Genomic DNA, 14,113 nt, shown 5'->3' with positions numbered 1-14,113 from the left:
CAGCAGGTGCGCCGGGCATCGCCGTGCTCGGACGGTGTCAGAACAGTCCGCCGACCCACAGGCCGAATCCGGCCGCGGCGGTGGCGAGGACGAGCGTGCCGAGCCCGCTGAGCAGGCTCGAGCCCCATCTGCGTTCCTCGATGAGGCTGATGGTCTCGAAACTGGCGGTCGAGAACGTCGTATACCCGCCAAGGAATCCGGTTCCGAGCACGAGATGCCAGCCCTCCGGCAGCAGGTTCGCCCCGGCCAGGCCGGTGAGGCCCCCGAGGACGAGCGAGCCGGAGACGTTGATGAGCAGCGTGCTCCACGGCGTCGACCGTGGGCTCCACGCCTTGTAGGCGCCGTCGAAGAGCATGCGCACCGCGGCGCCGAGGCCCCCGGCCACGGCGATGACGATGAAGAGCGGCGCGCTCACCGGACGCCCCTGTTCGCTCGTGTTGACGCGACCGCGATCCCGGCCCAGGTGGCGAGCCCGCCGATGACGACGGTGCCCAGACCGTAGGCCAGCCCCGCCCCGATCCGACCATCGCCGAGGAGGCTCGCCGTATCCGTGGCCAGCGCACTGTAGGTCGTGAACCCGCCCATGAAGCCCGTGCCGACCATGATCCGGACCGTCCGCCGCAGTCCCGCATCGGGGCCGAGCCGGGACAGACCGGACAGGAGGAGGCCGAGGCAGAACGCGCCGAGGAGGTTGATCCCGAGGATCGCCACCGGAATCCCCGCCCGGTCGGCCACGACGAGGCCGATCGCCTCCCGGGCGGCGGTGCCGAGGCTGCCGCCGATGACGGCCAGCCCCAGAGAGGGCAGACGCAGATGGAGGGGGCGGATTTCGGCCATGGATACTCCTACCTTTCGGGCATGCTGACGCCGGTCGAGGTAGGGACTGTTGTCGGCAGCCCGATATCCGAGATGCGGAATCAGGAACCCGAGGTTGGGTACGGCGAGCCCCACCGCCGTGACGCGTGGGCGTCGCCCCCATTCTGCCATAGGCCGCCGGTGGCTCTCGGGACCGTGGGGCTGTGCCGAGGCGCTCGGGCAGGGGCATCAGTCCTGGGTATGATGCGGGCACCTCGGGGCTCGCACTAGCATGAGCCCCATGAGCAACCGAGAATCGAGGGCACCCGCCCGCGCGAGTGAACTGCGGCTGGGAGACCCCGATCGGTTCGACCGCGTGCGCGGCTACCTCGCCGCACGCCCATGGATCGCCGACTCCCTGCTCTGGGCACTTCCGCTCGCATCCTTGGCCGTCATCTCCGCCGTCGGCACGGCCAAGCCGAACACCCTGACATCCATGCCGGTGCCCGTCCACGCCGCGATCGCCCTGCTCCAGACCGCGCCGCTGGCCCTGCGCCGGACGACACCGCTGCTGAGCACGATGGTCATTGCATTCGGCTGCCTGCTCAGCGTGCTCACGATGATCGGACCGAACTTCGGCATCGTCGCCGTTCCGCTCACCGTCTACTCGACGACCGCCTGGGGCACCCGCACCCACGGTCGGATCGCGCTCTGCCTCGGCCTCGTCGGGGCGCTGCTGTTCGGCGGATGGTTCTATCTCGTCTCCCTGCAGGCGACGATCGGACCGGACTCGCACCCCTTGGAGCTCGGGGAGTATCTGCTCATCGCCACGATCGTGGCCCTCTGCGCCGCGATCGTCCTCATCGCCTGGCTCCTCGGCGATGTCGGCTACCGCCGCCGTCGGGAGGTCGAAGGCATCTGGGAGCGCAACCGCCTGCTCGAACGGGAACGCGAATCCGAGACCCGGCTCGCCGCCGATGCCGAGCGGATGCGGATCGCCCGCGAGATGCACGACGTCATCGCCCATTCGCTCTCGGTCATCATCGCCCAGGCCGACGGCGGACGCTACGCGGCGAAGGCCGACCCGAACGCGGCCGTCGAGGTCCTCGAGACGATCGCCCACACCGGACGCGATGCTCTCGCACAGACCCGCTCGCTCCTCGGCTTCCTTCGTTCCGACGATGACGACGCCCGCTCGGCGGCACCGCTGCCGGGAATTGCGGACATCAGGACGCTCATCGCCGATGTGCGATCGGCCGGACTGCCCGTCTCGATCACGGGTGTCGACAGCTTCGAGGAGGAGCTGCTGCCCGATGGTGCCGCGCTCGCGGTCTATCGCATCGTCCAGGAGGCCCTGACGAATGTGCTCAAACACGCCGGCAGCGGTGTTAGGGCACATGTGTCGCTGCAGGTCGACGGTGGCGAACTCGTCACCCGCATCAGCGATGACGGTGCTGGTGGTCCCTCCCAAGCGAATGCGCACAGCGGCACTTCCGACCAGGACGGGGGCATCCGCGCCCGCGGGCACGGCATCGTCGGCATGAAGGAACGCGCCGCCCTCTACGGAGGAACTCTGACGGCACGGGCGATCCGGTCGAGGGGAGTCACCGATGGCAAGATCCCCGACAGTGCCTTCGGCACCGCGACCGGTTTCCTCGTCGAAGCGCGCTTCCCGCTGAGCCGCCGTGCGGGCGCCGTCGGCGCTGGCCTGGAGGCCGGCACCGACGGTGCGGAACCGAGCAACCGGACTTCCGAGGTGAGCGACCGCGCCGCGGAGACGAGCAGCCGGACCTCGGAAACGAGCAGCCGCTCCTCGGAGACGAGCGATCGCGCCCCGGCACTGAACGACCGCGCCTCGGAGACGAACGACCGCGTCTCAGAGGCGAACTCCGCTGAGGGGAACAGCCGGTGACCGCCGGCAGAGGTCAGGACACCGAATCCGTCCAAGGATGTCGAGACGCCCGGAACTCCCGAGACGTCCGTGATTCCCACGACGCCCGGGACCCCCACCACCCTGATCTGCTGCGAGTCGTCCTCGTCGACGACCAGGCACTCGTGCGGGCCGGCTTCGCCATGGTCATCGACTCCCAAACGGATATGAGCGTGGCCGGGCAGGCCGGTGACGGCATCGCCGGACTCGACACGGTCCGCCAGGTTCAGCCCGATGTCGTGCTCATGGACGTGAGGATGCCCCGCCTCGACGGCATCGACGCCACCGAGCAGATCCTGGCTCTCGCCGACGAAGGCCACATCCGCACCCCGAAGATCATCGTCCTCACCACCTTCGACGACGATGAGTACGCCCTGCGTGCCCTGCGGGCAGGAGCCTCGGGGTTCCTCCTCAAGGACACCCTCCCCGAGGTGCTCCTCGACTCGATCCGCACCGTCGTCGACGGGGGAGCGGTCATCGCCCCCACCACCACGCGACGCCTGCTCGACAGCGAAATCCTGCCCCACCTCGGCGCGGGGCAGGACGCTTCGCTCACGGCCACCTCGGCGGACTCATCACAGTCCCCGATGCCGGCACAGAATCTTCCTGCACAGAACCTGCCCGCGCAGAACCTGCTCGATGCGGACGAGGTCCGGCGCCTCGAATCGCTGACACCGCGGGAGCGGGAGGTGCTCACCCTCATCGCCAAGGGGCTGAGCAACACCGAGATCGGTGAGCGGCTCTTCCTCGCCCAGCCGACGGTCAAGACCCACGTCGGTCGCATCCTCATGAAACTCGAGGTCCGCGATCGAGTGCAGGCCGTCGTCCTCGCCTACGAGGCCGGCCTCGTCGCGCCGGGAAGCTGAACACCGACTTCGGCACTCATCCCCAGGTATGACCCGGCCCCGCCGAGTCGGCCACCACCTCGGCGAAGACCATCCTCCGGTCCGATGTGCCCAGGTGGGGCGGGCGACGAAGCTGGAGTCATGAATTCCTCACCGACACACACAGACCCCCGACCGGCCCAGACCCCCTACCCGGCACCGAGGCTGGCCATCCAGGCCATCTCCCTGATGAAGACCTACGGTGAGGGGGACGCGAGCGTCCGCCCCCTCGACGACCTGAGCATCGACATCGAGGCCGGGCGCTTCACCGCCATCATGGGACCCTCCGGTTCCGGAAAATCGACGTTGCTGAATATGCTCGCCGGCCTCGACACTCCCGATTCGGGCGAAGTGATCATCGGCGAGACCCCGATCTCGAAGCTGAGCGACCGGAAGCTCACGGCGATCCGCCGCGACCGCATCGGCTTCGTCTTCCAGTCCTTCAACCTCGTGCCGTCGATGAACGCCGAAGAGAACATCCTGCTGCCCTCCCAGCTGTCCGGGAAGAAGCCGGACCGGCAGGTCTTCCGCCGCATGGTCGACCTCCTCGGGCTCGGCGAACGCCTCAAACACCGTCCCCACGAGCTCTCCGGCGGACAGCAGCAGCGCGTCGCCGTCGCCCGCGCACTCGTGTCCCAACCGGACGTCATCGTCGCCGATGAGCCGACGGGCAACCTCGACTCGAACGCGGGCGAAGAGGTGCTGAGCATCCTCCGCTCCTCCGTCGACGAACTGGGGCAGACCGTCGTCATGGTCACCCACGACCCCCGCGCGGCCGCCCGCGCCGACCGTGTCGTCCTCCTCGCCGACGGTCGCCTCGCCGGGGAACTGTCCCAGCCCGACCCCGAATCGGTGGCCACCGCGCTGATGAACGTCACCGCGGCCGCCGGCACCTCAGGCTCCGGCGCCGCACGCTCTGGCACCTCCGGCACCGGCACCTCCGGCTCGCACGCCGCCGGACCGGCAGGAACGGCCGCCGACGCGACGACCTTCGGAGGTGCCCGATGATCCGCATCGCATGGTCGAACCTCCGCAGCTCCTCGGGCCGACTCTTCGCCGCGATGATCGCCATCGCCGTGTCCGTGGCCTTCATCGTCGCCGCCCTCCTGTTCTCGCAGGCGTTCGGCGACACGCTCCGCAACCAAGTCCGCGCCGAATGGTCCGGCGCCGACGTCGCCGTCACCGAAACCGAGGCCTCGGACCCCGCAGACGTCGCCGACGGCTCCGCCTCGCTCGACGAATCGCTGACGAAGACCGTCTCCGCGGTCGACGGCGCCTCCAGCGCCCAACTCACGCAGACCGGCTACGTCTCCGTGTCCTCCGACAGCGCCGAGGTCACGGGTCGGGTGACGAACCTCCCGCAGGGTCAGGACGAGGTCCTCAAAGGGTCGGAGCCCAGCGCCGATGACGAACTCATGCTGGGCGAGGCCGATGCGAAGACTCTCGGAGTCTCGGTCGGCGATGAACTCAGCCTCAGCGACTTCGACGGTTCCGGCCGCGGCGGAGACGAGGGACCGAGCTTCACCGTCACAGGCATCGCCGCGGGATCCTCCACCTCCGCGGGGCTGACGCTCTACCTCACCGACGCCGGACTGACGGCCGCACCGGCCGAGCTCGCCCCCGACGCCATCCGCGTCGTCGCCGACAGCGGAACCGACCGCGAACAGCTCGCCGAGGCGGTCACCGCCGCCGTCGACCGCTCCGGAGCCGGCGACGCGGTCGAGGTCAAGACCGTCGATCAGGTCGTCGAGGAGCAGCTCGAATCCATGTCCGACTCCTCCGACATGCTCTCGACCGTCGGCATTGCCTTCGGCCTCCTCGCCGCCGGCGTGGCCGCCCTCGTCATCTCGAACACCTTCAATGTGCTCGTCGCCTCCCGAACACGGGTGCTCGCCCTCTTCCGCGCCGTCGGCGCCTCACGGTCCCATGTGCGCGGGGCCGCGGTGCTCGAGAGCCTCACGCTCGGCATCGTCGGGTCGGCGTTCGGCATCGGACTCGGTCTGCTCCTCGGCTGGGGGCTGGCCGCGGCCGCGCGGGCGTTCTGGATGCCCGAGTTCGCACAGATGTCCTTTTCGCCGGCGGCGCTCATCACCGGGCCGGCGGTCGGCATCCTCGTCACGGTGGCCGCCGGACTCATCCCGGCGCTGCGCTCCTCGAGGGTCTCTCCCATCGAGGCGCTGCGTCCCGTCGACGTCCCGGCCGCGGCTCCCCGCTTCCGTTGGGTGCGGGCGACGATCGCCCTCGTGCTCGGTGCGGTCGGGGTCGCCGTCTGCCTGCTCGGTGCCTCCGGTCAGTCCGTGGTCCTCGGCATCCTCGGCTGCTTCGGACTCTTCGTGGCCCTGCTCATCGGCGCTCGCGCCTTCGTGCCGCCGCTGGTGGCAGCCCTGGCCCGGGTGGTCGCCGTGGTGGCCCGGCGCTCGCCGACGGTGAAGCTGGCAGGACGTTCGGCCAGCTCGGCGGGTGGTCGCACCGCCTCGACGACGGGGGCGCTGCTCATCGGCATCACCCTGGTCACGGCCGTGGTCGTCGGTTCGGCGAGCCTGCAGCGCACGCTCGAGCTCGCCACCGCCGAGGACACGCCCGTCGACCTCGTCGTCTCCGGGTCCGCGGACACGGTGACGTCGTCCCTCGACGACGCCTCGATCGTTGAGGACCGTGTCGAGGTTCCCGCACCGGCCGCCTCGGTGAGCATCGACGGGCTGGGCGGTTCGGGCGATCTGGCCGTGGCCAGCGCCGAGGATGCCGCAGACTCCCCGGTCATGCGCAGCGACGGCTACGACGTCGACGAGGGAACCGTGCTCATCGACCCCTCGAGCATCGGCCTCGACGAGGGGACTGAGGACATCGACGGCAAGACGGTGACCGTCGACGTCGGCGGGGACACGGTCTCACTCAAGGCCGTCGGCTCCTACAACGTTCCCCTCGGAACAGCACTGGTCAGTGGGGCCGACGAGGCGCGGATCGTCAAGGCCGCCGGTGGCGACGCCGAATCACAGACCTGGGTGAAGATCGCCGATGATGCCTCCGGCTCACAGATCGAGGCGCTGACCTCGGAACTCGAGAGCGCTGGGGCGCAGGCCGATGCCGATCCCGCCCAGACCCGGGCGGAGTTCGCTTCGATGTTCCAGGTGGCGCTGACGGTGGTGCTCGGACTGCTGGCCGCCGCGGTGATCATCGCGGTGATCGGTGTGAGCAACACACTGACCCTTTCGGTGATCGACCGGAGGAGGGAAGGTGCCCTGCTGCGGGCGCTCGGCTTCACGCGTCGGTCGATGTCGCGGATGATCACGATCGAGTCCCTGCTGATGACGGTCATCGCCCTGGTCTTCGGCGGAGCGGTGGGCACGTTCTTCGGCTGGGTGGGAACGGCCTCGATCACCCCGGAATCGAGCTCCCCGGTGCTCAACGTTCCGGGCGGGCAGCTCGGTCTCATTGCCGCCGCCGCGATCCTCGCCGCCGTGCTGGCCTCCGCGATTCCGGCCCGCGCCATGTCGCGGATCGTCCCGGCCAAGGGCATGAGCATGGAGTGAGCGCCGGATGCACTGCGCGCCGCGGCCCCATCGAAGTCGGGGTCGCGGCGCGCAGTGTGTGGGAGCTGTCTCAGTCCTCCCAGTCGGTGCAGGTCATGGTTCCGTCGAGCACTGCCGTGCCGAGCTCGGTTCCGTCGAATGTCACGCTCTCGTCGCCGAAGTCGACGCCCTTGGGATGATTCGCCTTGAAGGGCCGTCCCTGACCGACCTTGACCATGACGAAATCGGTGCCTTCGGCCTTGACCAGAGGCAGCTCATTGTTCGTCTTGCCGATGATGTGTCGGAGACTGCCCGGCTTCCCGGAGCAGTAGACATCGGTGGGGTCGATCGTGATCGTCTTCTCCCCGGTGTCGAGCTTCAGGTGCGATTCCTCGGAATCGTCGGCGGAGCCGGAGTCCTCGTCCGTGCCGGAGTCCTCGTCCGAGCCCTCGGTCGGGGCCTGCCGGCTGGGAGTCTCTTCGGCCGCTTCCGGGCTCTGGGACTGTGCGTCGTCGGTCGGAGCCTGCTCGGAGTCGTCCGAGGTGGAACCGGAGCATCCGCTGAGAGCGAGAAGACCGGCAAGGGCAACAGTGGTGATCGGTCTGATACGCATATCTCCATTATCGTCGACTGCCGAGGCCGCGAACCCCGGAATCGGGCACGCTCAACGTGTGATTGTGCACATGTCGGGCCGGCCGCCTCGGCGAGGGGTGGTGGGAGGTCAGCGTTCGGAACGGTACCGATCGACGGCGCGGCGGAGACGGTCGAGGCCGTCATCGATGCGGTCGGGCGTCGCCGAGGCGAAGCACAGGCGCAGCGCGTTCGAGAAGTTCCCGGCAGGGGAGAACGCGGGCCCGGGAATGTAGGCGACGCCTTCTTCGAGAGCGGTGGGCATGAGCTCTTCGGTGTTGATCGTCTCGTCGTCGAAGGTCACCCAGAGGAAGAATCCGCCGTCGGGATCGGTGGCTCGGATCTCGCCGGGGAAGAGTCGCTGAAGTCCTTCGGACATGGCGACCTTGCGCTCGCGATAGGCCTGACGCAGGACCTCGACGTGGGAGTCCGCGCCGCCTTCGGCCAGCCAGCGGGCGATGAGGTGCTGGTTGGGCACGGCCGCGCAGGAATCCATCGTCTGCTTCGCGTTGACGGCGAGTTCGCGGATCTCGGGGTCGACGTCGATCCAGCCCACGCGCAGTCCGGGGGCGACGAATTTCGAGAAGGTGCGGACGCCGAAGATGAGGGGATCGTTCGGGCTGAGGTCGCTGAGCGCCGGCAGGGATTCGCCGGAGAAGCGGAGCATGCCGTACGGGTTGTCCTCGATGATGACCGAACGGTGACGGTGGGCGAAGGCGAGCAGCTGTTCGCGGCGGGGCAGGGACATCGTCACACCGGCAGGGTTCTGGAACGTCGGGACGGTGTAGATGACCTTCGGAGCGCGCCCGGTTCGTGCGGTGTGCTCTTCGAGGGCGTCGACCTGCATGCCGTCTTCGTCGACGGGGATCTCGAGGATCTCCGCCTCGTAGCTCATGGCTGTGGCCGAACCGTTCGTGTAGGTGGGGGATTCGCAGGCGACGAGGTCGCCGGGGCTGACGAAGAGTTTGAACCCGAGGTCGAGGCCCTGCATCCCGCCCGAGGTGATGAGCAGACGGTCGCGGTTGCCCTGCTGTTCGGGTGGGATCTGTCCGCTGGAGGCGAGGTAGTCGTGAAGCGCCTCGATGAGGATCGGTTCGCCCTTCGTCTCCCCGTAGGTGAAGTTCTCCGGAGAGAAGACCTCGCCGGCGATGCGTGCGAAGTCCTTCGCCGGCAGCATGTCCGGTGCGGGTGCCCCCATCCCGAATTTGACGATGTCGTGGTCGTACGCGGCCAGCAGAGTGGTGGAGGCATCGATGACGGACCCGATGAGCTTGTCGTGTCGGCTGGCGTACGGCAGCGAGAGATTCTGCGACGAAGGCGAAGGGTTCTGCGATGAACTCGTGGCCGGGTGCATTGAGGTGGTGGACATGAGCGACCTCCTTAGAGCGGTGATGCCCTGAAGTCGACTGCTCCGGCGACGTTCAGAAGGCTCCTGCCCGAACGACGTGATACGTGGGTGACTTCAGCATAGGGCCGGGTGACGTGGCGAACAAGGATGCTGGCGGTTCTGCGCAGTCGGCGGCGTCACGAGCGTCGAGGGAGTGAGTGGGAGAGTGTGCCAGGACGGGGCGCCAGGGGTGGCGCCGCCTCGGTGATCGGATGCTCCCGCTGGTGGTTGTGTCGGTGTGACCCAGTAGACTTAGCGCGTAATGACATCCCCTTTCACTTCGAGGTGAAGTACTCTCATGCCAGCAATCGTTGTCGTCGGCGCTCAGTGGGGCGACGAAGGTAAAGGTAAGACCACCGATATCCTCGGCACCAGCGTCGACTACGTGGTCAAGCCCAATGGTGGGAACAATGCCGGCCACACGGTTGTCGTCGGCGGCGAGAAGTACGAACTCAAGCTGCTGCCCGCAGGAATCCTCTCACCGAACGTCACCCCGGTCATCGGCAACGGCGTCGTCGTCAACCTCGAAGCACTCTTCGAAGAGATCGATGCCCTCGAATCCCGCGGTGCGGACACCTCGAAGCTGCGGGTCTCGGCCAACGCCCACCTCGTGGCTCCGTACCACCAGACGATGGACAAGGTGACCGAACGGTTCCTCGGCAAACGCGCCATCGGCACCACCGGGCGCGGCATCGGACCCGCCTACATGGACAAGATCGGGCGTCTGGGCATCCGCGTCCAGGACATCTTCGACGAGTCCATCCTGCGGCAGAAGATCGAGGGGTCGCTGCGGCAGAAGAACGAACTGCTCGTCAAGGTCTACAACCGCCGGGCCGTCTCCGTCGAGGAGATCGTTGAGTACTTCGAACCCTTCATCGAACGGCTGCGCCCCTACGTCGCCGAGACCGAGCTCATGCTCAACGAGGCGCTCGACCGCGGCGAGGTCGTCGTCATGGAAGGCGGCCAGGCGACGATGCTCGACGTCGACCACGGCACCTACCCGTTCGTCACCTCGTCGAACCCGACCGCCGGCGGCTCCTGCGTGGGCACCGGCATCGGACCGACCCGGATCAACCGGGTCGTCGGCATCGTCAAGGCCTACACCACGCGTGTGGGCGCCGGTCCGTTTCCGACCGAACTCTTCGACGAGATGGGCGAATACCTGCAGAAGGCCGGCGGCGAATTCGGAGTCAACACCGGTCGCCCGCGCCGCTGCGGCTGGTACGACGCGGTCATCGCCCGCTACGCGGCACGCACCAACGGCTTCACCGACTATGTGCTCACGAAGCTCGACGTGCTCACCGGCATCGACCGGATCCCCGTCTGCGTGGGCTACGAAGTCGACGGGCAGCGTTTCGACGAGATGCCGATGTCCCAGACCGATTTCCACCACGCGAAGCCGGTCTTCGAATACTTCGACGGGTGGAGCGAGGACATCACCGCGGCTCGGACCTTCGACGACCTGCCGATCAATGCGCAGAAGTACGTGCTCGCGCTCGAGGAGATCTCGGGCTGCCGGATGTCGGTCATCGGTGTCGGCCCCGACCGCGAACAGTCGATCGTGCGCCACGACCTGTTGGACTGAGGGGCAGCGGCCCGGTGGGGCAGGAAGCGCGTCTCGGACTGAGGGCAGGGCGCGCGTCGCCGTCTGAAAACGTGAGCACCAGAGGCACATGAATAGTGAAGGGCGGGGTCGACAGTCATGTCGGCCCCGCCCTTCACTGAACTCCACCTTCGGCGGACATAATTTCTTCACTCTCAGGAATCTCATCTCATGTTCGCAAGATTCGTTGAGAATCGATATGGGAAAGTGCTAGCGTCTGAAACCATGTTTTCGCCGTCGCATACATGGTTGAGCGCTCTCGCTGACCGTCGTTCTCCTCTCGGCGCAGCTCGTGGGCTCGCGGCAATCGCAAGCGTTCTGCTCGTCGCTTCGACCACCGCATGCATGCCCGAAATCGACCGCGGGGAAGGGTTTCCACCGCCTCGGGTCACCGCGATCGCGGCAGGTTCCCCTGGCGGCGGCCTCGACCTGACGACTCGCATCACCAAGGACGGACTCGAAGACGCGGGTGTCGAAAGCTTCGTCACCATTGAGAACATGGGCGGAGGCGGTGGCAACCCTGCACGAGCGGCAGTTCTGCAACGGGAGAATGACGGGACGACGGTGGTGGTCGAGTCCAACCGTGTGCTCCTGTCGAACATCACCGGTACGACCGACATGTCGATCGACGACTTCACGCCGATTGCGCAGCTGACCACAGACTACGAGGTCTGGATGGTGAAGTCGGGGTCCGAATACGACTCAGCCGAGCAAGTGCTCGAACAGATCAAAGACGACCCGGGCAGCGTCGACTTCGGCATCGGCACCGTGCCCAGCGATGATCAGCTCAATGTCCTCCGACCCGCCGACGAATACGGAGTCGACGACCTCAGCGCACTGAATCTCGTGGCATTCTCCGACGGCGGTGACCTCAACAATGAACTCCTCGGCGGGCGCATCGATGTCGCCTCGACAGGAATGTCGGAGGCTGTGGAGCTGGTCGAAAGCGGGGACGTGGAGATCATCGCGGTCTCGGCCCCGGAACCCATCGAAGACGGTCCCGGCACAGGCGCGGCGACCTGGCACGACCTCGATATGGATATCACCATCAACCACTGGCGAGGAGTGTTCGGCCCGGCAGATATGCCCGAGGAGGCCGTCGCCTGGTGGCAGAAGGCGCTGAAGAAGGGCGTCGCTTCGGACGAATTCGTCAAACAGTCTGATGCACTCGGCATCAATCCCGCTTATCTGCCCGGCGACGAATGGCTGGAGACGGTGATCATGCCCGAGGAAGAAGAATCGCGAGAAGTGCTGGAGAAGGTAGGACTGAGCAAATGAGTTCCGAAGCCCAGGCTGACGGTCCGGCAGCCGTCGAAGGCCCGGAGACCGCTGCTGAGATCGAGCCGGGCAGCACAGCTGCGTCGAAGACCATCGCTGCGGTCGTCTTCTTGGGGCTGGCACTCTTCTATCTCATCAACGCTCTCCTGTTGCCGAGTGTCGAAGGCGAAGACGGAATCGGCCCCAAGACGTTCCCTGTCGTCGTCGGCATCGTTCTCGTAGGCACCACAGCGCTCGGCCTGTTCTCATTGCTGCGAGGAAAGGGCGAAACCAGACCTGTGACCGGCATCGAGCTGGTACGAGTGCTCACGTGCATCGTTCTCTTCGCACTGTTCACAGTATCGATCTTCCTCATCGGATTCGCCGAGGCGGCTGCAGTCTTCTCTGTGCTCACGACGACGCTCGTCTTCGGAGTTCGACTCAGACCGCTCAAAGCGGTCTGGGTGCTCGTTCTCGGACTCGTCATCGGAATGATCCTCTTCCTCGTCTTCGATGTCTGGCTGAACGTGCTGCTTCCAGTCGGCTGGCTCGAGTACCTCGTGTTCGGAGGGCTGAACCTATGAATACCCTGTCGGATCTGTTGAGCGCTCTGGGAACGATCACCACGTCACCGACGCTGCTGCTCGTCATCCTCCTCGGGGTCATCCTCGGTACGGTCGCGGGTCTGCTTCCCGGTGTCGGCCCCTCGACGGCGATCGCGCTGCTGCTTCCAGTGGCGATGACCGTGCCACCCGAGCTGTCGCTGCCACTCATGGTTTCCCTCTACCTCGGTGCCGAATACGGAGGGCGCATCTCTGCGATCCTCCTGAACATCCCCGGCGATCCGGGCGCGATCATGACCACCCTCGATGGTCACCCGATGGCGTTGAAGGGAAAAGCGGCAAGTGCGCTGTCGATTTCAGCACTGGCCTCGTTCCTCGGCAGCATCCTTGCATTCCTCGGACTCGCGTTCATCGCCGGTCCCATGTCGGAGATGGGGTTGGCCTTCGGACCGGCCGTCTACTTCGCGGTAGTCGTCATGGCTCTCGTCCTCAGTGCCACTCTTGTCGGCTCAGCGCCGATGCTCGGTCTCACCGCAGTCGTCATCGGGGTGGCCATCTCCACGGTGGGAATCGAGCTGCAGTCAGGGCTTCCGCGCTTCACCTTCGGCACGTTCACACTCCTCGAAGGCATCGATCCGATTGTGGCGATCATCGGCGTGTTCGGCATCGGTGAAATCCTCGCGAGCACGAACATGGGCATGAACTCGCAAGCGGTCAAAGGTCTGTCGGGGCGGTTCCTTCCCACCAAGACCGAACTCAGACAGGGAACGCTGCCGGGCATCCGAGGGTCGATCATCGGTTTCATCGCCGGTGTTCTCCCCGGAGCGGGAACAACCATCGCGGCGTTCTTCTCCTATGGGCTCGAAAAGCGTCTCGCCCCTGCTTCGGCAGGAATGGGAAAGGGAGCTGTCAGGGGGCTGGTCGCACCAGAGGCAGCAAACAATGCTGCGGTTTCCGGATCAATGGTTCCGCTGCTGACCCTGGGAATTCCCGGTTCAGGTACGACCGCAGTGCTGCTGGCCTATCTCATGATGTACGGACTCAACCCGGGGCCGGGTTTCTTCGATGCCAATCCGGAACTGGGCTGGACGATTGTCGGAGCGCTCTTCATCAGTGCGATCCTCGGCGTCGTCGTCAATATCAGTGCTTCGTCTCTGCTCGCAAAGATTTTGGCCATTCCGATGCCCTTCATGGCACCGACGATCCTCATGTTGGCTCTCATCTCCTGCTACAGCATCCACAACTCCGCAACAGACGTGTACATTGCTCTGGCGTTCGGCGTTCTCGGCTATGTCATGCGTCTCGTCGGCATGTCTCCGGCGCTGCTCGTGATCGGCTTGGTCCTCGGCGAGATGCTCGAGCGAAATCTGCAGCAGGCGCTCGGCCTCTCCGGCGGCAACTTCTGGACCATGATCTCCCAGCCGTTGGTGCTGCTGTTCCTCGCCATCGCCGTCCTCGCACTGCTGACGGCCCTGCCGTGGAAGAAGATGGTGGGCAAGAAGACCAGTGCCGATCATCAGCCAGCGAACGAACGACGCTGATGATTCGGTGCACT

12 protein-coding genes are annotated in these 14,113 nt (G+C 66.4%); 8 read left to right on the top strand and 4 right to left on the bottom strand.

Going from position 1 to position 14,113, the window contains the following annotated elements; genetic code table 11:
* Positions 1 to 37 precede the first annotated feature (37 nt).
* Complete coding sequence (crcB, locus tag EB836_RS16325; protein WP_135542284.1) at positions 38 to 415, bottom strand: fluoride efflux transporter CrcB; 378 nt, start codon at positions 413 to 415, stop codon at positions 38 to 40.
* The gene (locus EB836_RS16320; protein ID WP_135542282.1) at positions 412 to 837 is read right to left on the bottom strand and encodes a CrcB family protein; all 426 of its coding nucleotides are present in this window, start codon (positions 835 to 837) and stop codon (positions 412 to 414) included. The genes crcB and EB836_RS16320 overlap by 4 nt, the downstream gene beginning before the upstream one ends.
* Positions 838 to 1,096: 259 nt before the next feature.
* Here EB836_RS16320 and EB836_RS16315 point away from each other — a divergent pair, with 259 nt between their 5' ends.
* From EB836_RS16315 to EB836_RS16300, 4 genes are all read left to right on the top strand, one after another.
* On the top strand, positions 1,097 to 2,707 hold the full coding sequence (locus EB836_RS16315) for a histidine kinase (RefSeq protein ID WP_167854495.1): 1,611 nt from the start codon (positions 1,097 to 1,099) through the stop codon (positions 2,705 to 2,707).
* Between the two features lie 110 nt (positions 2,708 to 2,817).
* Positions 2,818 to 3,591, top strand: coding sequence for a response regulator transcription factor (locus EB836_RS16310; protein ID WP_135542328.1), 774 nt, complete (start codon positions 2,818 to 2,820; stop codon positions 3,589 to 3,591).
* A 120-nt stretch (positions 3,592 to 3,711) separates the two neighbouring features.
* Positions 3,712 to 4,617, top strand: a complete 906-nt coding sequence (locus tag EB836_RS16305; protein ID WP_205683400.1) for an ABC transporter ATP-binding protein — start codon at positions 3,712 to 3,714, stop codon at positions 4,615 to 4,617.
* Complete coding sequence (locus EB836_RS16300; RefSeq protein ID WP_135542276.1) at positions 4,614 to 7,139, top strand: FtsX-like permease family protein; 2,526 nt, start codon at positions 4,614 to 4,616, stop codon at positions 7,137 to 7,139. Before EB836_RS16305 ends, EB836_RS16300 begins: the two co-directional genes overlap by 4 nt.
* A gap of 70 nt (positions 7,140 to 7,209) precedes the next feature.
* Here the strand turns inward: EB836_RS16300 and EB836_RS16295 are convergent, their stop codons facing one another.
* Together EB836_RS16295 and EB836_RS16290 are read right to left on the bottom strand one after the other, a co-directional pair.
* A complete protein-coding gene (locus EB836_RS16295) occupies positions 7,210 to 7,731 on the bottom strand; it encodes a hypothetical protein (RefSeq protein WP_135542274.1) in 522 nt (173 codons plus the stop codon).
* A 108-nt stretch (positions 7,732 to 7,839) separates the two neighbouring features.
* The gene (locus EB836_RS16290; RefSeq protein ID WP_240690090.1) at positions 7,840 to 9,117 is read right to left on the bottom strand and encodes a PLP-dependent aminotransferase family protein; all 1,278 of its coding nucleotides are present in this window, start codon (positions 9,115 to 9,117) and stop codon (positions 7,840 to 7,842) included.
* A gap of 316 nt (positions 9,118 to 9,433) precedes the next feature.
* Here EB836_RS16290 and EB836_RS16285 point away from each other — a divergent pair, with 316 nt between their 5' ends.
* The 4 genes from EB836_RS16285 to EB836_RS16270 all read left to right on the top strand — a co-directional run bounded on the left by EB836_RS16285 (position 9,434) and on the right by EB836_RS16270 (position 14,099).
* Complete coding sequence (locus EB836_RS16285) at positions 9,434 to 10,720, top strand: adenylosuccinate synthase (RefSeq protein ID WP_135542272.1); 1,287 nt, start codon at positions 9,434 to 9,436, stop codon at positions 10,718 to 10,720.
* 363 nt (positions 10,721 to 11,083) lie between these two features.
* On the top strand, positions 11,084 to 12,016 hold the full coding sequence (locus EB836_RS16280; protein WP_167854494.1) for a tripartite tricarboxylate transporter substrate binding protein: 933 nt from the start codon (positions 11,084 to 11,086) through the stop codon (positions 12,014 to 12,016).
* Positions 12,013 to 12,579 carry a tripartite tricarboxylate transporter TctB family protein gene (locus EB836_RS16275; RefSeq protein ID WP_167854493.1) on the top strand — a complete coding sequence of 189 codons (567 nt, stop codon included), beginning with the start codon at positions 12,013 to 12,015 and terminating at the stop codon, positions 12,577 to 12,579. The genes EB836_RS16280 and EB836_RS16275 overlap by 4 nt, the downstream gene beginning before the upstream one ends.
* Positions 12,576 to 14,099, top strand: coding sequence for a tripartite tricarboxylate transporter permease (locus EB836_RS16270; RefSeq protein WP_135542266.1), 1,524 nt, complete (start codon positions 12,576 to 12,578; stop codon positions 14,097 to 14,099). The genes EB836_RS16275 and EB836_RS16270 overlap by 4 nt, the downstream gene beginning before the upstream one ends.
* Positions 14,100 to 14,113: the final 14 nt, after the last annotated feature.

This window comes from Brevibacterium sp. S111, from assembly GCF_004745075.1.
In the GTDB taxonomy this organism is placed as follows: domain Bacteria; phylum Actinomycetota; class Actinomycetes; order Actinomycetales; family Brevibacteriaceae; genus Brevibacterium.
Note: the sequence above shows the minus strand (reverse complement) of the source record. Positions and strands in the feature narration are given on the sequence as shown.

What these genes read in the sequence shown, in the direction of transcription:
- EB836_RS16275 (WP_167854493.1), top strand. Translation starts at nt 12,013, where the DNA reads ATGAGTTCCGAAGCCCAGGCTGACGGTCCGGCAGCCGTCGAAGGCCCG.
- EB836_RS16315 (WP_167854495.1), top strand. Translation starts at nt 1,097, where the DNA reads ATGAGCAACCGAGAATCGAGGGCACCCGCCCGCGCGAGTGAACTGCGG.
- EB836_RS16270 (WP_135542266.1), top strand. Translation starts at nt 12,576, where the DNA reads ATGAATACCCTGTCGGATCTGTTGAGCGCTCTGGGAACGATCACCACG.
- EB836_RS16290 (WP_240690090.1), bottom strand. Translation starts at nt 9,117, where the DNA reads ATGTCCACCACCTCAATGCACCCGGCCACGAGTTCATCGCAGAACCCT.
- EB836_RS16305 (WP_205683400.1), top strand. Translation starts at nt 3,712, where the DNA reads ATGAATTCCTCACCGACACACACAGACCCCCGACCGGCCCAGACCCCC.
- EB836_RS16300 (WP_135542276.1), top strand. Translation starts at nt 4,614, where the DNA reads ATGATCCGCATCGCATGGTCGAACCTCCGCAGCTCCTCGGGCCGACTC.
- EB836_RS16285 (WP_135542272.1), top strand. Translation starts at nt 9,434, where the DNA reads ATGCCAGCAATCGTTGTCGTCGGCGCTCAGTGGGGCGACGAAGGTAAA.
- EB836_RS16295 (WP_135542274.1), bottom strand. Translation starts at nt 7,731, where the DNA reads ATGCGTATCAGACCGATCACCACTGTTGCCCTTGCCGGTCTTCTCGCT.
- EB836_RS16280 (WP_167854494.1), top strand. Translation starts at nt 11,084, where the DNA reads ATGCCCGAAATCGACCGCGGGGAAGGGTTTCCACCGCCTCGGGTCACC.
- EB836_RS16320 (WP_135542282.1), bottom strand. Translation starts at nt 837, where the DNA reads ATGGCCGAAATCCGCCCCCTCCATCTGCGTCTGCCCTCTCTGGGGCTG.